The 20,198-nt window shown below is 67.4% G+C and carries 15 protein-coding genes; 3 read left to right on the plus strand and 12 right to left on the minus strand.

The window, feature by feature from the left end:
• Nucleotides 1–85 precede the first annotated feature (85 nt).
• From AC5Y30_RS06700 to gltB, 3 genes are all read right to left on the minus strand, one after another.
• Nucleotides 86–256, minus strand: coding sequence for a hypothetical protein (locus AC5Y30_RS06700; protein ID WP_499917695.1), 171 nt, complete (start codon nucleotides 254–256; stop codon nucleotides 86–88).
• Between the two features lie 123 nt (nucleotides 257–379).
• Nucleotides 380–1,846, minus strand: coding sequence for a glutamate synthase subunit beta (locus AC5Y30_RS06705; protein WP_499917307.1), 1,467 nt, complete (start codon nucleotides 1,844–1,846; stop codon nucleotides 380–382).
• A complete protein-coding gene (gltB, locus tag AC5Y30_RS06710) occupies nucleotides 1,839–6,422 on the minus strand; it encodes a glutamate synthase large subunit (RefSeq protein ID WP_499917308.1) in 4,584 nt (1,527 codons plus the stop codon). Before gltB ends, AC5Y30_RS06705 begins: the two co-directional genes overlap by 8 nt.
• A 643-nt stretch (nucleotides 6,423–7,065) precedes the next feature.
• On the opposite strand from gltB, the gene AC5Y30_RS06715 reads away from it, so the two are divergent.
• Complete coding sequence (locus AC5Y30_RS06715) at nucleotides 7,066–8,343, plus strand: MinD/ParA family ATP-binding protein (RefSeq protein WP_499917309.1); 1,278 nt, start codon at nucleotides 7,066–7,068, stop codon at nucleotides 8,341–8,343.
• On the opposite strand, the gene sigI is transcribed toward AC5Y30_RS06715, so the two are convergent.
• Complete coding sequence (gene sigI / locus AC5Y30_RS06720) at nucleotides 8,340–9,197, minus strand: RNA polymerase sigma factor SigI (RefSeq protein WP_499917310.1); 858 nt, start codon at nucleotides 9,195–9,197, stop codon at nucleotides 8,340–8,342. The two genes, AC5Y30_RS06715 and sigI, sit on opposite strands and share 4 nt — an antisense overlap.
• Before the next feature lie 112 nt (nucleotides 9,198–9,309).
• Here sigI and AC5Y30_RS06725 point away from each other — a divergent pair, with 112 nt between their 5' ends.
• On the plus strand, nucleotides 9,310–10,161 hold the full coding sequence (locus AC5Y30_RS06725; RefSeq protein WP_499917311.1) for an NAD(P)H-binding protein: 852 nt from the start codon (nucleotides 9,310–9,312) through the stop codon (nucleotides 10,159–10,161).
• A 2-nt stretch (nucleotides 10,162–10,163) separates the two neighbouring features.
• Nucleotides 10,164–10,604 carry a nitroreductase family deazaflavin-dependent oxidoreductase gene (locus AC5Y30_RS06730; RefSeq protein WP_499917312.1) on the plus strand — a complete coding sequence of 147 codons (441 nt, stop codon included), beginning with the start codon at nucleotides 10,164–10,166 and terminating at the stop codon, nucleotides 10,602–10,604.
• A 3-nt stretch (nucleotides 10,605–10,607) separates the two neighbouring features.
• Here the strand turns inward: AC5Y30_RS06730 and eccA are convergent, their stop codons facing one another.
• From eccA to AC5Y30_RS06770, 8 genes are all read right to left on the minus strand, one after another.
• Entirely contained in the window at nucleotides 10,608–12,446 is a 1,839-nt protein-coding gene (gene eccA / locus AC5Y30_RS06735; RefSeq protein WP_499917662.1) for a type VII secretion AAA-ATPase EccA, read from the minus strand.
• Nucleotides 12,447–12,579: 133 nt separating this feature from the next.
• Nucleotides 12,580–14,190, minus strand: a complete 1,611-nt coding sequence (gene eccE, locus AC5Y30_RS06740; protein WP_499917313.1) for a type VII secretion protein EccE — start codon at nucleotides 14,188–14,190, stop codon at nucleotides 12,580–12,582.
• On the minus strand, nucleotides 14,187–15,794 hold the full coding sequence (gene mycP, locus AC5Y30_RS06745) for a type VII secretion-associated serine protease mycosin (protein ID WP_499917663.1): 1,608 nt from the start codon (nucleotides 15,792–15,794) through the stop codon (nucleotides 14,187–14,189). The genes eccE and mycP overlap by 4 nt, the downstream gene beginning before the upstream one ends.
• A gap of 41 nt (nucleotides 15,795–15,835) precedes the next feature.
• Entirely contained in the window at nucleotides 15,836–17,365 is a 1,530-nt protein-coding gene (gene eccD, locus AC5Y30_RS06750; protein ID WP_499917314.1) for a type VII secretion integral membrane protein EccD, read from the minus strand.
• A complete protein-coding gene (locus tag AC5Y30_RS06755; RefSeq protein WP_499917315.1) occupies nucleotides 17,362–18,387 on the minus strand; it encodes a MinD/ParA family ATP-binding protein in 1,026 nt (341 codons plus the stop codon). The genes eccD and AC5Y30_RS06755 overlap by 4 nt, the downstream gene beginning before the upstream one ends.
• A gap of 161 nt (nucleotides 18,388–18,548) precedes the next feature.
• Nucleotides 18,549–19,379 carry an ESX secretion-associated protein EspG gene (locus AC5Y30_RS06760; protein WP_499917316.1) on the minus strand — a complete coding sequence of 277 codons (831 nt, stop codon included), beginning with the start codon at nucleotides 19,377–19,379 and terminating at the stop codon, nucleotides 18,549–18,551.
• A 106-nt stretch (nucleotides 19,380–19,485) separates the two neighbouring features.
• A complete protein-coding gene (locus tag AC5Y30_RS06765; protein WP_007771836.1) occupies nucleotides 19,486–19,773 on the minus strand; it encodes a WXG100 family type VII secretion target in 288 nt (95 codons plus the stop codon).
• 50 nt (nucleotides 19,774–19,823) lie between these two features.
• Nucleotides 19,824–20,138 carry a WXG100 family type VII secretion target gene (locus AC5Y30_RS06770; RefSeq protein ID WP_040630553.1) on the minus strand — a complete coding sequence of 105 codons (315 nt, stop codon included), beginning with the start codon at nucleotides 20,136–20,138 and terminating at the stop codon, nucleotides 19,824–19,826.
• Nucleotides 20,139–20,198 lie beyond the last annotated feature (60 nt).

The raw sequence follows: 20,198 nt of genomic DNA on the forward strand, positions 1-20,198 counted from the left end.
GGCGTCATCGAACCGTCCGGCAAAATTCCGCCCGGCGCCCGCTGAGCAAACCCGGCCCGCGCCACCGCCGGCGTCGGCCGGGCCGTCACGCACCGAACAGCAGCAAGTCCTGAGCGGTCACCAGACGCTCATGCTTGGCCGGAAATTCACGACTTTTCACCGGGTGACGCAACCATGACCAGGCGATTCGCCCCATCCGTGTCCGAGGCAATGGGTGGATATGCACAAGAATCTCTCCTGCGATCGGTCCGTTCAACCGGGAAACGGTGTGACCCCCATGTGAGCGGGCTCACAACGGGTTATTACACACCTACCGTCTGGCAAACAGTGGGAGACTCGCCGAACGAACTCGGCCGTGTTTCTCGTGTGACTGGTGTTACTACTGAAGCGGCACCGCGGTCGGCTTGACCGGCGCCGGCAGCGCAGTCGACCCCATCAGGTATCGGTCCGCCGCGGCGGCAGCGGCCCTGCCCTCAGCTATCGCCCAGACGATCAGCGACTGGCCACGACCCATGTCGCCGGCAACGAAGACGCCCGGAATCGACGTGTCGAAGTCGGCGCCGCGGGCGACGTTGCCGCGCTCGGTGAATTTCACCTCGAGATCGGTGAGGAGGCCCTCCTTCTCGGGGCCGACGAATCCCATCGCCAGCAACACCAGGTCGGCCTCCAGTGCGAACTCGGACCCCTCGACCTTGACGAACTTGCCGTCTTGCATGGTCACCTCGTGCGCCTTCAGCGCGGTCACGTGGCCGTCTTCGCCGACGAATTCCTCGGTGTTGACCGAGAACACCCGCTCGCCGCCTTCCTCGTGCGCCGAGGACACCCGGTACATCAGCGGGTAGGTAGGCCACGGGGTGGACGGCGCGCGCGTCTCCGGCGGGCGCGGCATGATCTCGAACTGATGGATGACCTTCGCACCCTGCCGGTGCGCGGTGCCCAGGCAGTCGGCGCCGGTGTCCCCGCCACCGATGATGACGACCCTTTTGTCTTTGGCGGTGATCGGCGGCTCCCCGTCGGGGCCCAGCACGTCGTCGCCCTCCTGCACGCGGTTGCCCCACGGCAGGTATTCCATCGCCTGGTGGATCCCGTCCAGTTCCCGCCCAGGGATGGGCAGATCACGCCCGGCGGTGGCGCCGCCGGCCAGCACCACGGCGTCGAAGTCGGCGCGCAGTTGCTCGGCGGTGATGTCGACGCCGACATTGACCCCGGCCCGGAACTCGGTGCCCTCGGCTCGCATCTGGTCCAGCCGGCGGTCGAGGACGCGCTTTTCCATCTTGAATTCCGGGATGCCGTACCGCAGCAGTCCACCGATGCGATCGGCCCGCTCGAACACGGTGACCGTGTGCCCGGCACGCGTCAGCTGCTGGGCGGCGGCCAAACCCGCCGGCCCGGAACCGACCACGGCGACCTTTTTTCCGGTCTTCTCCTCCGGCGGCAACGGCCGGACCCAGCCCTCGTCGAAGGCCTTGTCGATGATCTCCAGCTCGATCTGCTTGATCGTCACCGGATCCTGGTTGATGCCGAGCACACAGGCCGGCTCGCAGGGCGCCGGGCACAGCCGCCCGGTGAAGTCCGGAAAGTTGTTGGTGGCGTGCAGCCGTTCGATGGCATCGCGCCACCGATCCCTGCGCACCAGGTCGTTCCATTCCGGGATCAGGTTGCCCAGTGGGCAACCGTTGTGGCAGAACGGAATACCGCAGTCCATGCAGCGGGTCGCCTGTTCGCGCAAGGTCTCGTTGTCGAACTCTTCGTAGACCTCGCGCCAGTCACGCAACCGCAGCGGGACAGGCCGGCGCTTCGGCAATTCCCGATGCGTGTATTTCAGGAAGCCGCTCGGATCAGCCATGCGCGGCCGCCATGATCGCCTTGTCGACATCCACGCCGTCGCGTTCGGCTTCGGCGATGGCCTGCAGCACCCGCTTGTAGTCCCGGGGCATCACCTTGGCGAAGTGCCGCTGCTGTTGCGGCCAGTCGCCCAGAATGCGCTGGCCGACAGCGGAATCGGTGGCATCAACGTGTGCCTGAATCATGCCGTGCAACCACTCGTAGTCATCTTCATCCAAGCTCTCGAGCTCGACCATCTCCGCGTTGAGATTGCCTGGGAATTCGCCCTGCGGATCGTAAATGTAGGCAACGCCGCCGGACATGCCCGCCGCGAAGTTGCGGCCGGTGCGACCGAGGACGACAACCTTCCCTCCGGTCATGTATTCGCAACCATGGTCGCCGACACCCTCGACGACGGCGTGCGCCCCGGAGTTACGGACGGCGAACCGCTCGCCGACGACCCCGCGCAGGTACGCCTCGCCGCTGGTCGCGCCGAACAGGATCACGTTGCCGCCGATGATGTTGTCCTCGGCGACGTAGTCCTGGGGCGCGTCGTCGGAAGGCCGAACCACGATCCGGCCGCCGGACAGGCCCTTACCGACGTAGTCGTTGGCGTCGCCGTAGACACGCAGCGTGATGCCGCGCGGCACAAACGCGCCGAAGCTGTTGCCCGCCGAGCCGTCGAAGGTGATGTCGATGGTTCCGTCCGGCAACCCTTGTCCGCCATAGGCTTTGGTGACCTCGTGGCCGAGCATAGTGCCCACCGTGCGGTTGACGTTGCTGATGGTCGTGGAGAACCGCACCGGCTTTCCGGAGTCCAGCGCCTCGCGGCTCATCACGATCAACTGCTGGTCCAGCGCCTTGTCCAGACCGTGGTCTTGGCGCGAGCTGCAATACAGGTCCTGGTTCATGAACGCCGATTCCGGCTCGTGCAGCACCGGGGCCAGATCCAGCCGGTGCGCCTTCCAGTGGGCCCGGGCCAGCGTCATGTCCAACGAGTTCACCTGGCCGACGGCCTCGTTGATGGTGCGGAATCCCAACTGCGCCATGTACTCGCGCACCTCTTCGGCGATGAACATGAAGAAGTTCTCGACGAATTCGGGCTTGCCGGTGAAGCGTTCACGCAGCACCGGGTTCTGGGTGGCGACCCCCACGGGGCAGGTGTCCAGGTGGCAGACCCGCATCATGATGCAGCCGGAGACCACCAGCGGCGCGGTGGCGAAGCCGAATTCCTCGGCACCGAGCAGCGCCGCGATCATCACGTCGCGGCCCGTCTTGAGCTGGCCGTCGACCTGAACCACGATGCGGTCCCGTAATCCGTTCAGCAGCAACGTCTGCTGCGTCTCGGCCAGCCCCAGCTCCCACGGAGCGCCGGCGTGCTTCATCGAGGTCAGCGGAGTCGCTCCGGTGCCGCCGTCGTGCCCGGAGATCAGGACCACGTCGGCGTGGGCCTTCGATACGCCCGCGGCCACCGTGCCGACGCCGTTCTCGGAGACCAGCTTGACGTGCACCCGCGCGGACGGGTTGGCGTTCTTCAGGTCGTGGATCAGCTGCGCCAGATCCTCGATGGAGTAGATGTCGTGGTGCGGCGGCGGCGAAATCAGGCCGACGCCGGGGGTGGAGTGGCGCACCTCGGCGACCCACGGGTACACCTTGTGCCCCGGAAGCTGGCCGCCCTCACCGGGTTTCGCACCTTGGGCCATCTTGATCTGGATGTCGGTGCAGTTCGTCAGGTAATGCGATGTGACGCCGAACCGCCCGGAGGCGACCTGCTTGATCGAGCTGCGCCGCCAATCGCCGTTGGGATCGCGGTCGAACCGCTTGACGTCTTCGCCGCCTTCACCGCTGTTGGACCGGCCGCCCAGCCGGTTCATCGCGATGGCCAGCGTCTCGTGCGCCTCGGCGGAGATCGAGCCGTAGCTCATCGCCCCGGTCGAGAAGCGCTTGACGATTTCGCTGGCGGGCTCAACCTCTTCCAGGGGAATCGGGGGGTTGATCCCGGCCCGGAATTTGAGCAGGCCGCGCAGCGATGCCATCCGCTCGCTCTGGTCGTCGACCAGGCGGGTGTAGTCCTTGAACACCTTGTACTGGCCGGTGCGCGTCGCGTGCTGCAGTTTGAACACGGTCTCGGGGTTGAACAGGTGGTACTCGCCCTCGCGGCGCCACTGGTATTCCCCGCCCACCTCGAGCTCACGGTGGGCCCGCTCATCGGGGCGGTCCAGGTAGGCCAGCGCGTGCCGGGCGGCGACGTCGGCGGCGATGTCGTCCAGGGTGATGCCGCCGATGGGACAGCTCAAGCCGGTGAAGTACTCGCTGAGCACGTCCTCGGAGATGCCGACCGCCTGGAACAACTGGGCCCCGGTGTACGACGCCACCGTCGAAATGCCCATCTTGGACATGACTTTCAGCACACCCTTGCCGGCGGCCTTGATGTAGTTGCTGAGCGCCTTCTTGCGGTCGATGCCTTCGATGACGCCGCGATCGAGCATGTCCTCGATGGACTCGAACGCCATGTACGGGTTGATCGCCGCGGCGCCGAAGCCGACCAGCGCGGCCATGTGGTGGACCTCGCGGGCGTCCCCGCTCTCCACCACCAGCCCGACGTGGGTCCGGGTCCGGTCGCGCACCAGGTGATGGTGCACCCCCGCCACCGCGAGCAGCGAGGGGATGGGCGCCATCTGTTCGTCGGATTCACGGTCGGACAGGATGATCACCCGCGCGCCGTCAGCGATCGCCGCCGACGCCTGCGCCCGCACCTCCTCGAGCGCGGCAGCCAGCCCGGCGCCGCCCTCGGCGACGGGGTACAGACAGCGAATCACCTTGGAGCGCAAGCCATGCGGGCGACCATTGACCTCGTCATCCGGGTCGAGGTTGATCAGCTTCGCCAGCTCCCGGTTGCGCAGAATCGGCTGCGGCAACGCGATCTGATGACACGAACGCTCGGTCGGCGTGAGCAGGTCGCGCTCGCCGCCGGTGGTGCCCTGCAGACTGGTCACCACCTCCTCGCGGATGGCGTCCAGCGGCGGGTTGGTCACCTGCGCGAAGAGCTGCTGGAAGTAGTCGTAGAGCATCCGGGGCCGCTGCGAGAGCACCGCGACCGGGGTGTCGGTGCCCATCGACCCGATCGGCTCGGCGCCGCTGCGGACCATCGGCGCGACCAGGAGGTTGAGTTCCTCGTAGGTATAGCCGAATATCTGCTGGCGCTTGACCAGTCGGTCATGCGGCATCCGCTTGTAGTTGCCCTGCGGCAGGTCGTCGAGCGGAACCAGGTTCCTGTCCAGCCATTCCTGGTACGGGTGCTCGGCGGCCAGCTCCGCCTTGATCTCCTCGTCGGAGACGATGCGGCCCTGCGCGGTGTCCACCAGGAACATGCGGCCGGGCTGCAACCGCATCCGGCGGACCACCTTGGCCGGGTCCAGGTCCAGCACGCCGGCCTCGGAGGCCATGACCACCAGGCCGTCTTCGGTGACCCAGATTCGCGAGGGGCGCAAGCCATTACGGTCGAGCACGGCGCCGATGATGGTTCCGTCGGTGAACGTGATCGACGCCGGGCCGTCCCACGGCTCCATCAACGAGGCGTGGTACTGGTAGAACGCCCGTCGCGCGGGATCCATCGTCTCGTTGCGTTCCCAGGCCTCGGGAATCATCATCAACACCGCATGGGCCAGGCTGCGCCCGCCCAGGTGCAGAAGTTCGAGGGCCTCGTCGAAACGCGCGGTGTCGGACGCCCCCGGCGTACAGATCGGGAACAGCTTCTCGACGTCGGCCTCGGTCCCGAAAACGTCGGTCTTGATCAGCGCCTCGCGGGCGCGCATCCAGTTCTCGTTGCCGGTGACGGTGTTGATCTCACCGTTGTGCGCGACGCGGCGGAACGGGTGCGCCAGCGGCCACGACGGGAAGGTGTTCGTGGAGAACCGCGAGTGCACGATGCCCAGCGCGCTGGTCAACCGATCGTCTTGCAGGTCAAGGTAAAACGCCTTGAGCTGAGGTGTGGTCAGCATGCCCTTGTAGACCAGCGTCCGGCCGGAAAGGCTTGGGAAATAAACGGTTTCGCGACCGGGCCCGTCCTGGCCGGGGCCCTTGGTGCCCAGTTCGTGCTCGGCGCGCTTGCGCACCACGTAGGCGCGGCGCTCCAGCGTCATGCCGGATGCGCCGGCCATGAAGACCTGGCGGAAGGTGGGCATCGCGTCGCGGGACAGGGCGCCCAGCGACGAATCGTCGATGGGCACGTTGCGCCAGCCCAGCACCGTCAGGCCCTCGGCTTCGGCGATCTTCTCCACCGCGGCACAGGCCGCCGCGGCGTCCTTGGACGACTGCGGCAGGAACGCGATGCCGGTGGCGTAGCTGCCCTCCGCGGGCAATTCGAAGTCGACGACCTCGCGCAGAAAAGCGTCGGGGACCTGAAGCATGATGCCGGCGCCGTCACCACTGCGCGGTTCGGCGCCCTGGGCACCCCGGTGCTCGAGGTTCAGCAGCGCGGTGATTGCCTTGTCCACGATGTCGCGGCTACGGCGGCCGTGCATATCGACGACCATGGCAACCCCGCACGAGTCGTGCTCGAACGCGGGGTTGTATAACCCGACGCGCTTGGGCGTCATATGCACCTGACCCTTCACCTGAACGTTCCGCGCGGCCGTTACCAGCGGCCCCGACGAGGTCGCACCCTTGAGGTTGCGGGCGAGAACCCCTTCGGTCTTGTCTCGATGGGCTGTGCCCCAGGCGGAGATGATCCTGTTAGGGATGCCCGTGCAGCTTTGAACGGCGGCCTGGAACCGGTCTCGACAAGTCGTAAAACGATATGACAATACCCGCCTGACATGCCAACTTCGTCAAGTCTAACCGGCAGTCGGCGGCGTCGTAAATTTCGCTGCTGCCATTGATCCCCGATTATGCCCACCACCCGTCCGGGGCAACGAATTCTTGCGGTAGCTGCGGGTCTGCCGGGAGGTCCGAGCCTGATGGACCCTCCCCCACAGAGTTTGCTGACGAGTGCGCCGGGCCGGTTGACGAGGTTGCTGGGCGCGAATACCGGCGTGCTCAGCGCCCACCCGGGCGCATCACGACCGCCCGTAGCCGCGCGCACTAGAGTTTGCAGGTTCGCGGACGGGGCGCGACAAGAGATACTGGACGGATCGGCCACCCCCGGCAATCTCGGGTTTGGACGGTGGCGATGATCACGTAAGGCGTTCGTTGCCGCCGGCCCACCGGCGCGACGATCACCACCCGGCACGCGAGGAGCCCATGAACGAGCGCGACGAATTCCTGCGGGACCGTCTGCAGCCCGAACGGCCGAGCACGCCCCCACCACACCCGTCCGGCCCCTCCGCGCAACAACCCCCGCCGGCGCCCCAAGAGTCCCGGCCCGCCGCGGCTCCGGTCGCCCAGCGGCCCGCTCCCCCGCGCCCCCCGTCGGCTCCTCCCCCGCCCCCATCGGGCCGGCCGCCGGCGCCGCCGCAAGGCTGGTCGCCGCCCGCCCAGTCGGCCCCGCCCGCTCCGCCATCGTTCCGGCCGCCACCCCCGCAGCCGGGCCGGCCCACTCCTCCCGCGGCAGCCCCGCAGGCCCCCCACCCAGGCCCCCCACCGGATTCGCAGCAGGGCGCCGGGGCGCTACCCGACCGCGGTTGGCGACGCGCCCTGCGGCTGGCCACTTTCGGCCTGATCAATCTGGGCCCCTCTCCCGTCCAACAACAGGAGGCCCAGTTCGAGGCGGCCATCCGGACCCGCCTGTACGGCAACTACAAAGTCGGGGTGCTGGGCAAGGGCGGCGTGGGAAAGACGTCGGTGGCCGCGAGCGTGGGCTCGCTGCTCGCCACTCTGCGCCGGCAAGACCACGTGGTGGCGATCGACGCCGACACGGCGTTCGGCCGGCTCAGCAGCCGAATCGATCCGGCGTCGACGGGCTCGTTCTGGGAGCTGACCGCCGACAAGAACCTTCGGTCCTTCGACGACGTGGTGGCGCGGCTGGGCCGTAACACCGCGGGCCTGCACGTGCTCGCCGGCGAACCCGCGTCGGGCCCGCGCCGGGTGCTCGATCCGGCGATCTACCGGGAAGCCGCGCTGCGGCTGGACCGCCATTTCACGATCTCGGTCATCGACTGCGGTTCGACGATGGACTCGCCGCTCACCCAGGAAGTCCTGCGTGACCTGGATGCGCTGATCGTTGTGTCGTCGCCGTGGGCCGACGGCGCCTCCGCCGCGGCGCGGACGATGGAGTGGCTGACCGATCACGGCTTGACCACGCTGCTGCAGCGCAGCCTGGTGGTGCTCAACGATTCCGATGGGCATGCCGACAAACGCACCCGGGCCTTGCTCGCTCGCGAATTCACCGATCATGGGCGCCCGGTCATCGAGGTGCCGTTCGACCCCCACCTGCGGCCCGGTGGCGTGATCGACGTGGCCCACGAGATGGCGCCGGCCACGCGCCGCAAGTTCCTCGAGGTCACCGCGACCATCGCCGGCTACTTCGCGGCCCGTCCCGACGGCGCGAAAGACCCGGGCCCGACTAACAAGCGGGACTAGGCCCGCGCCGAAGGGTCGGCGATCGCCTCGATCTTGCGCACCCGGGATCCGTCGATCGTCAGCACGATGACGGCGAACAGGCGGCGCTCGCTGAAGGCCAGCAACACCGGTCCCCCGGCGGGGCCGCTGACCAGGGTCACGTCCGGCCACAGGTAGCGCAACAGGTTGGTGGCCACGGCATCCGGCCCGTGGTTGATCTGTGGTGGCGGTGCCGGGTCCGCGAGGATCGTGCCCACGCCCCATACCGTCGGGTCCAGGACGGCGGCCAACCCATCCAGGTCACCGTTGGCGCATGCGGTGATGAACTTTTCGGTGACCAGCTGGTGCTCTGCCGGCACGACTTCGGTCAGCTTCGGTTGTGCCGCATGGAATTTGGACCGTGCGCGCCGTGCCAGCTGGCGGCAGGTGCCGACCGGGCGGCCCACGGTCTCCGATATCGAGTCGAAAGGCACACCGAATACGTCGTGCAGCACGAAGGCGACCCGTTCAGCGGGACTGAGCCTGCGCAGCACTTCGAGCAGCGCGGTGCGGATCTCGTCATCGAGGGTGACCCGGTCGGCCGGGTCGAAGCGGCGCGGTGCCGGTTGTTCCTCGACGTCGCCGGGACGCTCGTGGCGGGCACGAGCCGAGCGCACCTGGTCGAGACAGAGTCGGCTCGCCACCACGGTCAGCCAGCCGCGGGCGTCCTCGATCTGGTCGGCGTCGGCGCGCGAGAACCGCAGAAAGGCCTCTTGCGCAATGTCTTCCGCCTCACCGATATCGCCCAGCATCTGATAGGCGAGGTTGACCAGGTACGGGCGGTGGCGGCGCCAGGCCTCGCTGACCTGGGCGCTGGCGGACGGCGACTGGTTCATGACTCTTCGACGATCTGCAGGGGCAAAAAGTTACCGGGCTCGCGATGTAACTTTCCCACCTTTTCCCCCGTCGTTTCTCCCAGTGCAAGAAGTTCACGGAAGGGACCCACTCATGACCATCGTCGTCACCGGGGTGACCGGCAACGTCGGACGCCCGCTCGTCAACGAACTGATCGCCGCCGGCGCCCAGGTTCGCGCGGTCACCCGGCAACGGGCGCCGGCCGGTTTTCCACCGGGCGTCGAGCTGTTCGGTTCGGCCACCGACGCGCTGTCGGGTGCCTCCGCGGTGTTCCTGAACTCGCGGGCGCTGGGCGGGCAGTTGGCAGAAGTCGTGGCCCAATGCCGGCTAGAAGGAGTCACCAAGCTGGTCGCGCTGTCGGCGATCAACGCCGACGACGACGTCACCCGGCAGCCGTCCCGGTTTCGCGGCGACCGCAACAGGGAGGTCGAACGCCTGGCGATCGACTCCGGCCTCGCCTGGGTGAGCCTGCGGCCCACGGTGTTCGCGACGAATTTCGCCGGCATGTGGTCGGCGCAGATCCGTGCCGGCGACGTGGTCGCCGGCCCATACGCCGCCGCGTCGACCGCGCCGATCGTCGAGTCGGACATCGCGAGCGTCGCGGCGCACGCGTTGCTCACCGATGAGCTTGTCGGACAGCGGATCCCGCTGACCGGTCCACAGGCGTTCACCAACGCGGAGCTGGTCGAGGTCATCGGCGGTGTCCTGGGCCGGGCGCTGCAGTATCGCGAGATCCCCGCCGAGGCCGTGCGGCAACGATTCATCGGGCTGGGGTTCGGCGCCGGATTCGCCGACGCCTACATCGCCATGCTCGCCGAGACCCTCGACAAGCCCGCCCTGGTCACTGGCGATGTGGCGAAAATCCTCGGCCGCCCGCCAGTTCCGTTCGCGCACTGGGTTTCCGAGCACCGCGGCGTGTTCGACAACGAGAAAGTAGGAATCTGAAGATGACCGATCCGCGTCCCCCGCGCTACCTCAAGCCGATGAACAAGTTCATGATGGCGGTGCAGCGGCTCGGGATTCCGACCGGGCCCGCGATGGTGCTCACCGTGCCGGGCCGCAAGTCGGGTCAGCCGCGCAGCACCCCGATGACGCCCTTCCACTTCGAAGGCGGCCTCTACGTGGTGGCCGGCTATCCCGGCGCCGACTGGGCGGCCAACGCCCGGGCCGCGGGCGCGGGCACGCTCACCCGTGGCCGACGGTCGCGTCCCGTCCGGATCGTCGAACTGTCCGCCAACGAGGCCCGGCCGGTGCTGCGGGCGTTCCCCACCGAAGTTCCGGTCGGCGTGGCGTTTGCGAAACGGTCGGGGATGGTGCGCGACGGCACGGCCGACGAATTCGAAGCGCTGGCGGGCCGGCTGGCCGTGTTCCGCTTCGAGCCCGCGTAACCGTCACCAGACGATGGCCGCCATGTCGCGGTTGTCCGAACATACGCTGCGCACCGCGGCCTGCAGGTCGGCCGCGGTGATGATCTGCAGATCCTCCACCGTCACCGGCTGACCCGCCCGCTTTTGCGCGACCACTCGGGTGTCGCGAAAGCCCTCGGCACGTTCGACAACGTTGCGGGCGAACCTGCCGTTCTGCATGGCGTCGATGCCGTGCTGCCCGCCGGGAGTGGTGTAGTTGCGGATGGTCGTCGCCGCGTCCAGGAAGGATTCGCGCGCGCCGTCATCGAGCAGGCTCGCGCGCGGGGTGGCGTAGCGGTGCGCGATCTCGACGATCTCGGCCGGCGAGTAGGACTCGAAGCGGAGCTTGCGGTTGAACCGGCCGGCCAGACCCGGGTTCACGGTAAGGAACGCATCCACCTGGTCTTCGTAACCCGCGCCGATGAAACAGAAGTCGAATCGGTGCACTTCCAAGGCGACCAGCAGCTGGTTGACGGCCTCCATGCCGATCATGTCGGGTGTGCCGTCCTGATGGCGCTCGATCAGCGAATAGAACTCGTCCATGAAAATGATTCGCCCGAGCGACTTTTCGATCAGTTCGTTGGTCTTGGGGCCCGACTCGCCGATGAAGTGGCCGCAGAAATCCGAACGCCGCACCTCCCGGATCTCGGGGTGCCGCACGATTCCCATGCCGGCATAGATCTTGCCCAGGGCCTCGGCGGTGGTCGTCTTACCGGTACCGGGCGGCCCGACCAGCAGCATGTGGTTGGTCTGCCCCTCCACCGGCAGGCCATGCTCGAGCCGCATTGTCCGCACTTCGAGTTGGTCTTCCAGCGCGGCGACCGCTTCCTTGACCGCGGCCAGTCCGACCTGTTTGGCCAACAACTTTCGCCCCTCGGCCAACAGCTCGGCGCGCCGGTCGTTGGCGGCGTCGTCCTCGAGTTCGTCGCGGCTCTTGGCCGAGGAGGCGTCCCAGCGGTCGGTCCTGCGGTTGATGGTCTGTTCGTCGGTCACGACCAGTTGCAGGTTCGGGTCGGCCAGCGCTTCTTTGGCCGCCTCGGTCAGGACCCCGTTGATGGTGGCCTTGGACAGCCAGACCTGGGCTCTGTCCTCCTCGCGCAGCTGCCGGTGCACCATCCCCCGCACGTAGGCCAGATCGGCGACGAGCAGCGGGATGTCGGCCGGGCCGATCGAGGCCGTCAACACATCCGAGTCGAAGCGCGACGACGACTGGGTGTGCCCGATCACGTCGACGCGGTCCAGCCAGTCCAGGGCGACCCGGCCCTGCCCGAGGTGGGCGGCGGCGTGAGCGGCCAGCGCGCAAATCGACGCTGTCACAGCCGACATCACGATGGCATGCGCGGGCAGCTCCTCGGCGGCGGCCAGCAGCACGTCCGGCCAGCGTTGCGTGCGGTACATCAAAAACGTCCGGGCCAACTGGTGCCACTGGTAGTTGGTCCACGAGTCGAGCAGGTCAGGGTTGGTCAGCAGCTTGTCCGCCTCGGCGTACTCACCGGCGATCGTCAACGCGGACGACAACGCCAGCCCGACCTGTGATGCGTCGGTGACAGTAATGCCGATGTAGGGACCCAGCTGGATCTCCGCGGCCAGTGCCTGCCCGATGCGCGTGGTTTCGCGGTGCAGCCACTCGCTGCTGGCGTAGAGCTGCCGCAACGAGGCCAGGTCGTGGTCGCCGCACGCGATGCGCCCCAGCCACGCATCGGCCATCGACTTGTCGGCGTCGGTGGCAGCAACGAACTCGGGTAACGCCGCCGCGCGACCCTGCCGGCTCTTGATCGCCATGGCACGGTCGAAATGCCTTCGGGCTGTTTGTAAATCACCCATCGCGTCCCCCGTCTCGAGCACCGTGGCCACGAGCGCCGAGGTTGCGGGCAGCCACCTTGCGCGGCTTCGCGCTGTCGCCGCCACCGGTACGTGCGCTCATCACACTGTGCCTCAAACTCGCCCTGCCGACCCGCTATATGCCGACCGACATGCCTACCGGCTCGAGACTGACGTAGCGGTTCTCGGCGCGGAACATGTCCATCTCGACAAGCCAATCCTGTCCTGCTGCACTGACGTTCACCACCGCCGGGCTGATCTGCTCGATGATCACCTCGAAGCCGTGCCGTTGCCCCTCGGAAAGCCTGGCCCCCGCGGGTGCCACCGTGATCACGGTCGCAGGCCGCGGAGTGGGTGAGATCGCAGCCTCGATGCCTCCGGCTTCGGCCGCGCCAAAGGCGTTGCCCCGTCGCGCAGCGTACTCGACGACGCTCACGGTGGTCCGCGGTGCGGGACGCGAGCTGCTCACGACGCTGATCTCCGGCATGCGCACGCTGACCCAGCGCGACATGTCGCGGGTGTGCACGCAGACCCGCTCGCCGGCGCCTGCGGTGCGGATCACGAGCCGCTTGGCGATCGGGTCGTCCGCCGCCACGAACACGCGCGACAACTCGCCGGCGTCGGTAACCGGCATCAGCAGCCGATCGCCGTTGCTCAGTTTGCCGATCAGGACGCCCGACGGTCCGATCTCGGTGACGAGCTGCGGGGGAAGCGGGCTGCGCCGAATGCCCCGCAGGTGCGGAAGGGGACCGCACATGTTCGCGGCCGCGGCTGCCGCCTGCTCGCCGTTGAGCCGGCGCAAAATCACGCTGGGCGGTGTCGGTGCGGGCGTCGGGGTTCGCACCGTGATCGTCGCGGTGCATTCGGAGTTCGGGAACACCGTGACGTTCTGGATGACCTCGTCGGCGCGCAGCGTCCACGCCTGCGAGAGATTGCGCGACGTGATCGCCTCAGCCGGGTATGCGTAAGTGGTCATCCAGCCCGCTTCTCCGCGGATGGCCTTCCATCGCTGCACATTTCCCGACACCGCGTCGCGCCCGAGCCGGCGATCGAGCTCGACGAGGTCGGTGGCGGTGGCCACCTTCGCCCGCAATCCTTGGCAGCGCAACAACCCGGCGATGCGCTGTGCGACCGAAATGGCCGCCGCGCCAACGGTCGTGCGCCAGAAGAGGGCTTGGGCGTTGTCGATCACCGCCAGCCGCATGATCAGCCACGTCTCGCGCCGGCCCGCGTAGGGCGGCGTTCCGATCTCCGAGTCGTACACCCGCGGAAAGTCTCCGGTGGTGCCGTGCCGGGAACCGATGGTGACAACGCTGATCGAATCGAGTTGCAGGCCCAGGGCCTGGTGCAGCATCGGCACCAATTCGACGATGTCGAGCACGTTTTCGGTCTCGACCGTCACCGAGCCGGTCACCATGGTCGCGCGGTGCGCCCTGCCGAGTAGCTGCACCGCCACCACGGCGACGCCGTCTTGCACGCGCACGCCCCCACCGGATCGGTTGTTCGCCACGGTGATCGGGGCGGTCCAGTCGATCGGACGCCGGCCGCGCCGCCACAGGACGGCCCACGACCACGCCGGCTGCCCCCACCACCGCACGAAGACGAGCGCGATACCCACCACCACCGCGAGGGCCGCGCCGATGTAACCACCCACCAGCCACGCCGCGAGCGCGAGAACGAACACCGTCCACACGCCGACCACCCGCCGATTACTGCCGCGGCTGAACCCGGTCAGGTCGGGCCTCATCGCGCCCTCCGCAACCGCGCCGAGATCGCGAACACGAGCACACCGGCGGCCACGATTCCCAGGAATCCGATGGCGATGTTGCGCGCCCGGTGGTCGGGCGGCGGGGGCGGCGCTGCCGGGGTGATGACCCGGCTTTGAGCGCCCGGTGGCATCCGCTCGCCCGGCGGGATGTTGAAGGTCAACGCGGCGACCGGGTCCACCAACCCATACCCGACCTTATTGTCAACGCCCGCAGGCGGATTGTGCGCCGACTGCACGATCCGGTTGATCACCTGATGCGCGCTGAGGTCGGGGAATTTCGCCCGCACCAACGCCGCGACGCCACTGACGTAGGCCGCCGAGAAACTGGTTCCCCAGAACGGCATGTTCTTCTCGCCCGGCCGCGACGGCGGATACGCGTTGACCGGGCCGCCCCCTTGCGGGGAGAGGCCCATGATGTGCGTTCCCGGCGCGGCCACACCGACCCAGGGACCCGACATGCTCTTGTCGAGCGGGGCGCCGCTGGCATCTACCGCGCCCACCGACAGGACGTAGTCGGAGAACCACGACGGCGCCGAGACGATCTTGACCTGATGCCAGTCCCGGGGATCCGACGGATCCAGCGGGTCGTAGGTCGGATTGTTGTTACAGCCGGCTTCCCCGTCGTTGCCCGCGGCCGCGACGATCACCGCGTCCTTCGCGGTGGCCGCGTACCAGAGCGCCGCCCCCAGCGCTCGCTGATCGGCCGTGGAGGCGGCGGGCAGGCACGAGGTCACCGAAACGTTGATCACCTTGGCGCCCATGTTCGCGGCGTGAACCACCGCGCGCGCAACCGAATTCAGCGTTCCCGCCTTGACCTTCTCGTCCGAGTAGGGATCTCCGGGCGGCGGGTTGACCGGTTCGAAGGCGCGTGACGATTGCCGGATCGAGATGATGGTGGCGTGCGGGGCCACCCCGACCACTCCGTCGGGCGCTCCGGGGGGAAGCGGCGGCACTGCGGGTTCGTCCTCGGTTTGCGGATCTGCGGGACCGTTCGATGCGGCGGTGGCGCCGCCTCCCTCCGGCGGCGGGGGCGGCGGCGGTGGTGGCGGAGGCGGAAGGACCTGGGTGATGGTCACCGGCGGCGGCGGGGGCGGGGGTGCCACCGGGGGTGGTACCTCGACCGGTGGGGGTGGTGCGCCGGCGGCCGGCGGTGGACCGGCCGGCGGAGGGAACGCCGGAGTAGCGGGCATCGGCCGGGGCATCGGCAAAATCCCTTGCGGCGCAGCTCCGATGATCGAGCTGACGATCGTGCCGTGGGCGTCGCAATCCGACAGGCCGTCCTCGCCCATGATGTAGTCGCCACCCGGGATCACCGGTAGCCGCGGATTCGGCGAGACCCCGGTGTCGATGACCGCCACGGGAACGCCGTTGCCGGTGCTGTATTGCCATGCCTTCGTGATGTTCAGCAAGTTGAAGCCCGGGGCCATCTGCGCCACATCGGGATTCCTCACGGTGATCGGAGTCGAGCAGCTGTTGGCGCGGCGCATCGGCTGGTCGGGTCTCGGCGGCCCGTCCGGCGGAACCATCCCCGGGTCCACCGAGGGTGGTGTAATGGCAAGTGCGGCAGGGATATCGGCTGACATCGCGACCAGGGTGACGGCGGCGGCGACCGCCGCGACCCTTTTCAGTGGCGAATCCACGTGAAGAGCCCTCCCAAGGCCGCCGCGGCTGGAAGCAATACGATGAATGCGAGCACTTCCACCCATTCCACCGTCAACCGGATGAACGGCCGAAACCTCATGGTCGGCACCAAAAGCGCTGCGGCCAAACCCAACGCGGCGAAGATCGTCACGGTCACCACCGGCCACATCAAGCCAGTCATCGCATCTTTCGGTGCGGCGACGGCGTACTTGACCACACCCGCGCACACCGCGGCCGATGCCCCACACACGAGCGCGATGGCCTGATACTTGGCGGCGAATCCGCGCCCCTGCGTGAGGAAGATGCCCACCACCAGCCCCGCGACCACCAGCGCCAACCACGCCCATTGGCGTCCGGGCGTCAACACGCCCCATACCGCGGCGGGCAACACTATCGACACGCCCGCGCACAGGCCGACCTGGACCGCATTGACCAACCGCGCCGAGGCGGCGATCGCGGCGCCGCGCGCGGTGATGTCGGTCAGTTCGTTGTCCTCGTCCTCGGATTCGTCCTCGCTGACCGGAGCAACCGTGTCGACGGGCATCCCCTCGCGCCGAGCGAACAAGTCTCGACCGGTGATCGATCCGAAGTGCGGCGGCCGTACCCGCGCCACCCACAGCGCGATCAGTGGGGCCATCCGGACCAGGACTAGCAATCCGACCAACACGCAGACCGCCAGCACCTGAGCCGAAGCCGGCCGGAACATGCGGACCGCGGCGACAGCGGCCAGGATCCCGCAGACCGTCACCACCGCGGTGACCACCGCTGTCTGCCAACGGTTTCGCGCCGTCACCGCGATGGCGATGGCGCCCAGGATCACCACGACGGCGCCGATCAGCCCATGGGCGGCGCCGAGCACGCCGGGTGGCGCGCACGCACCGGCGGTCGCCAGCGACAACACCGCCAGCCACGCGAACCCACCGAACAGGTCGCGCCGTCCCCGCCACCCGCTTCGCACCACCAGCGTGGCAACCCCGAGCAAGACGCCGACGGCACCGGACACCGCTGCCGGGATGGGGCCGTCGGTGAATGTCCGCGCCCGCAGCGTCAATGCCACGGCAACCGCGACTGCCATCGCGATCACGGCGACCGCGGTGTGCGCCGCCGTCAGCGGCGTCACGGGCGCGAACATCCGATCGCCACCGTCGCGGCCCAGCCATTTGCCCATGGCCGCCAACCCTGTTGACAGCGATTCGTACTGCGGTTCGAACGACTCACCGTCGACCCGCGGCACCAGCACCAGGGTGTCGCCGTCCTGGACGCCGAGCTCGTCGAGGCTCTTGTTGATGTCGAGCCGAACCCCGTTGATCTTGTGGAGTTCGTAGCTGCCCGCGGGCAATGCGATGCCCTCAAAACCTTTGCGCTTGAGGTCGGCGTCGAAAAGCTCCACCATTCCCTCGAAGAATCCCTCCATCGGGATTGCGGCCGGGAACACCTGGGAACACAGATGCTTCTCGTATGAAATGTTGACCGCACAACGCGCCGGGAAAGCGACCTTATGCGGCGCTGTCACGGCACCGACCGCTCGGCGTCAGGAATGTATTTGTCCGCCAGCCCGGCGGTGATTTCGAAGAGGCGCAGTCGCGACTTCTTTTTCAGCTCGTGAACCGTGTCGATGATGCCGCCTTTGGCGAGGTGGGGATCGAACGGCAGCACTTCGACCGTCGCCCCGACCTTGGTGAAGCGCTCGGTCAAGTAAGCCAGCGCGTCCCTATCGGTGATCTGGTCGGTGTGGTTCACAATCACGGTGCTGCGCGAGACCAACTCGTGATAACCCTGCGAACGCAGGTAATCCACCGCGCGCAGCACCGGGCGCGACCGGTCCGCGGTGATTCCGGAGACGAACACGAGAGTGTCGGTGTTTTCCAGTACCGGCTTCATCACCTCGTGTTCGAGGTCCGGGGAGGTGTCGACGATCATCACCGTGTGGGTGCGTCGCAGGCGGGAAAGCACCCCGGAGAACATCGCGGGCACCAACGGCCTGGGCTGGTCGGAAGTCCGGTTTCCAGCCAGGACGTCAAGGCCGATGACGTTCTGGCCCAAGTGTTCTCGAATATCCGCGTATCCCTGGACATCGGTGTCGTTGATGATGGCGGTGTAGTCCCCGGGCGGGGACTCGTCGATGCGGTCGGCCAACGTGCCGAAACCCGGGACGGCGTCGATCGCAATCACGTTCTGCGGGCGGCATTCCCGGAACACACCCCCGAGGCACGCGACGAGCGTCGTCACGCCCACGCCGCCCTTGCCGGAGACGACCGTGATGACGTACTGCCGTCGAATATGCCGCCGGATGCGATTCTGCAAATCGCGATAGTGCCGTTCCCGCGGCGACTCGCCCGGATTTATTTTGTGAAAAGATATGGAGTAAATGAATTTCCGCCAGCCCGATCCGGGTGGAATTTTCCGCGGCGCGGCCAGATCGGTAATACGCATTGTGTCGGATACCGAATCCGGGAAGTTGCTGGCCCCGGACGGATCCCCCCGTCTGAGCGCACCTTCGTCCGACATATTCGGGTCATTCCAAGGGCTCGTCACGACGCGATGCTAACACGGTTGCCGAAACCGCGTTTACCCCGTTCAAAAACTTTGCAAGTACGACAGATGTTGCTATTCCAAGACTTTGGCTACTAACTGACTTTCGTCAGTTCGCTTCCGTCGCGCCCCTTACGTTTTGCTTCCCATGGCAAAGCGCCGCGTCACACGACTCGCCGATACGAGTGCCACTCGTCGCCGGCGGGCAATCGGCGGATGAGCCGCTGAATCGCGCCGCCGATGTCCGTGCGCGAGCCCGGCGAGAGGATCTGGTATTGACGCTGCCCCGAGGTGACGCTTTCGATGCAGATCCGCCCCGCCGGGGTGTCGACGATGGACACCGTCGAGTCGCCGACGGCTATCCGCGCCAATTCGTCCGGCCCCACGCCGGCCTGCAGCCCGACGATGTTCGCGTGCGCGGACCGCGCCGGATCGGCGGCCGTCAGGACCATCTGCAGCTGGTCAGCGTCGAGGCGCTGTTCGAGCAGGAATGTTCGCAGGCTGGCGGCGTCGCGCACCGAGTTCAGTAACTGCTCGGTGTCCAGCGTGACCGGCTTCAGCGGTGCCGCCTCGGCCACGCCGCACAGCCGCTCGATCTGACCCACCAGCAGGTCGCTGGCCGACGCTTCATTGCCGGCCGTTCCCGCGGGATACAACCGCACCATGTCCCCATGGCGTTCCAAGACCACCCACCACGTCGCGAAGCGGCAAATGGATGCGCGCGTCGGCTCCCGACCCGGTACCCCGATCATCACCAGCAGTCCGAGGTCTCGTCGCAACAGGACCGTCAGCCATTCTCGAATCATCGGGTCGGCGTTGCCGGCCTCATCGAGCGCACCGGCGGCCACCAGCTCGGCGGCCGCGGGATGGTTCCGGGCGCGCTCGGGGGTGTCCAGGCGCGGCAGCATCGGCCGCAGCCCCAATTCAGGGCAGGTTTGCTCGACCCCGGTGACCGCCTGCAACACCCATAAGCCGTCCACCGTCGTTGTCAGCATCTCGCCTCATCGTCACTGGATGAATCGGCCGACCCGTGAACAGGAGACCAAAGGTGGGGCACACGCGCCCGGGGCAGCCGCCCCACCTTCGCTTGGTCGGATGGACTCAGAACAGACCGGCGATGTGCTGGTCGGTGCTCAGCGCGTTGTCCAGCACGTGGGACGTCGTCACGCCGTGCTGGCGGATGGTGTCGATGAGGCCTTGCAGCCCGGACAGCATCTGCGCCTGCGCCTCGAAGAAGCCCGATGCGCCGTGGCCGGCGAAAAATTCCTGGAGGGCGTGCGTGCGGTTGGAGGTGTCGTCGAAAATCGACTGCAACTGGCCCGCGCGGGAGGCGACGTCGGTGGCGAAGTCCGCGACGGCTCCCGGGTTATAGGTGATCGGGTCGGACATTGTGAGTTCCTTTCAAAAGACCATTGATGGAATTGCGACTGAGTGGATGTTTAGGAGCCGTGGCCGCCGAATAGCGCGCTGAAGGCGTGCGAAGAATCGGCCTCGTGGCCTTCCATCAGGGCCGCCGCCTTCGTAAGACCTTCGGCCAGACGCGTGCCGCCAGTCAAAACCTTGTTCAAGTCGTTCTGAACTTCGATGGCCGTCGCGTGTGACGCCGTCACCGCCGAGCCAGACCAGGTGGACGGATTCATCACGTTCTCCTGATTCGCGACGTATCCCTGGCCAATCCCGATCGCGTGCTCCATGTTCGCCTGAATGGCGTTGGAAGCATCGCGAAGCATTTGCGGTGTTACTTTGATTGTCACGGAATTCTCCTTCTCCGGTGGGCCGCCCCCCGTGTGGGCATGAAGCGAAGTGTATGGCGG

The sequence above is a fragment of the Mycobacterium sp. NGS27 genome (assembly GCF_059813005.1).

Excerpts from the sequence above, each read along its gene's own strand:
- AC5Y30_RS06705 (WP_499917307.1), bottom strand. The coding sequence starts at position 1,846 with ATGGCTGATCCGAGCGGCTTCCTGAAATACACGCATCGGGAATTGCCG.
- gltB (WP_499917308.1), bottom strand. The coding sequence starts at position 6,422 with ATGACGCCCAAGCGCGTCGGGTTATACAACCCCGCGTTCGAGCACGAC.
- AC5Y30_RS06715 (WP_499917309.1), top strand. The coding sequence starts at position 7,066 with ATGAACGAGCGCGACGAATTCCTGCGGGACCGTCTGCAGCCCGAACGG.
- sigI (WP_499917310.1), bottom strand. The coding sequence starts at position 9,197 with ATGAACCAGTCGCCGTCCGCCAGCGCCCAGGTCAGCGAGGCCTGGCGC.
- AC5Y30_RS06725 (WP_499917311.1), top strand. The coding sequence starts at position 9,310 with ATGACCATCGTCGTCACCGGGGTGACCGGCAACGTCGGACGCCCGCTC.
- AC5Y30_RS06730 (WP_499917312.1), top strand. The coding sequence starts at position 10,164 with ATGACCGATCCGCGTCCCCCGCGCTACCTCAAGCCGATGAACAAGTTC.
- eccA (WP_499917662.1), bottom strand. The coding sequence starts at position 12,446 with ATGGGTGATTTACAAACAGCCCGAAGGCATTTCGACCGTGCCATGGCG.
- eccE (WP_499917313.1), bottom strand. The coding sequence starts at position 14,190 with ATGAGGCCCGACCTGACCGGGTTCAGCCGCGGCAGTAATCGGCGGGTG.
- mycP (WP_499917663.1), bottom strand. The coding sequence starts at position 15,794 with ATGTCAGCCGATATCCCTGCCGCACTTGCCATTACACCACCCTCGGTG.
- AC5Y30_RS06760 (WP_499917316.1), bottom strand. The coding sequence starts at position 19,379 with ATGCTGACAACGACGGTGGACGGCTTATGGGTGTTGCAGGCGGTCACC.
- AC5Y30_RS06765 (WP_007771836.1), bottom strand. The coding sequence starts at position 19,773 with ATGTCCGACCCGATCACCTATAACCCGGGAGCCGTCGCGGACTTCGCC.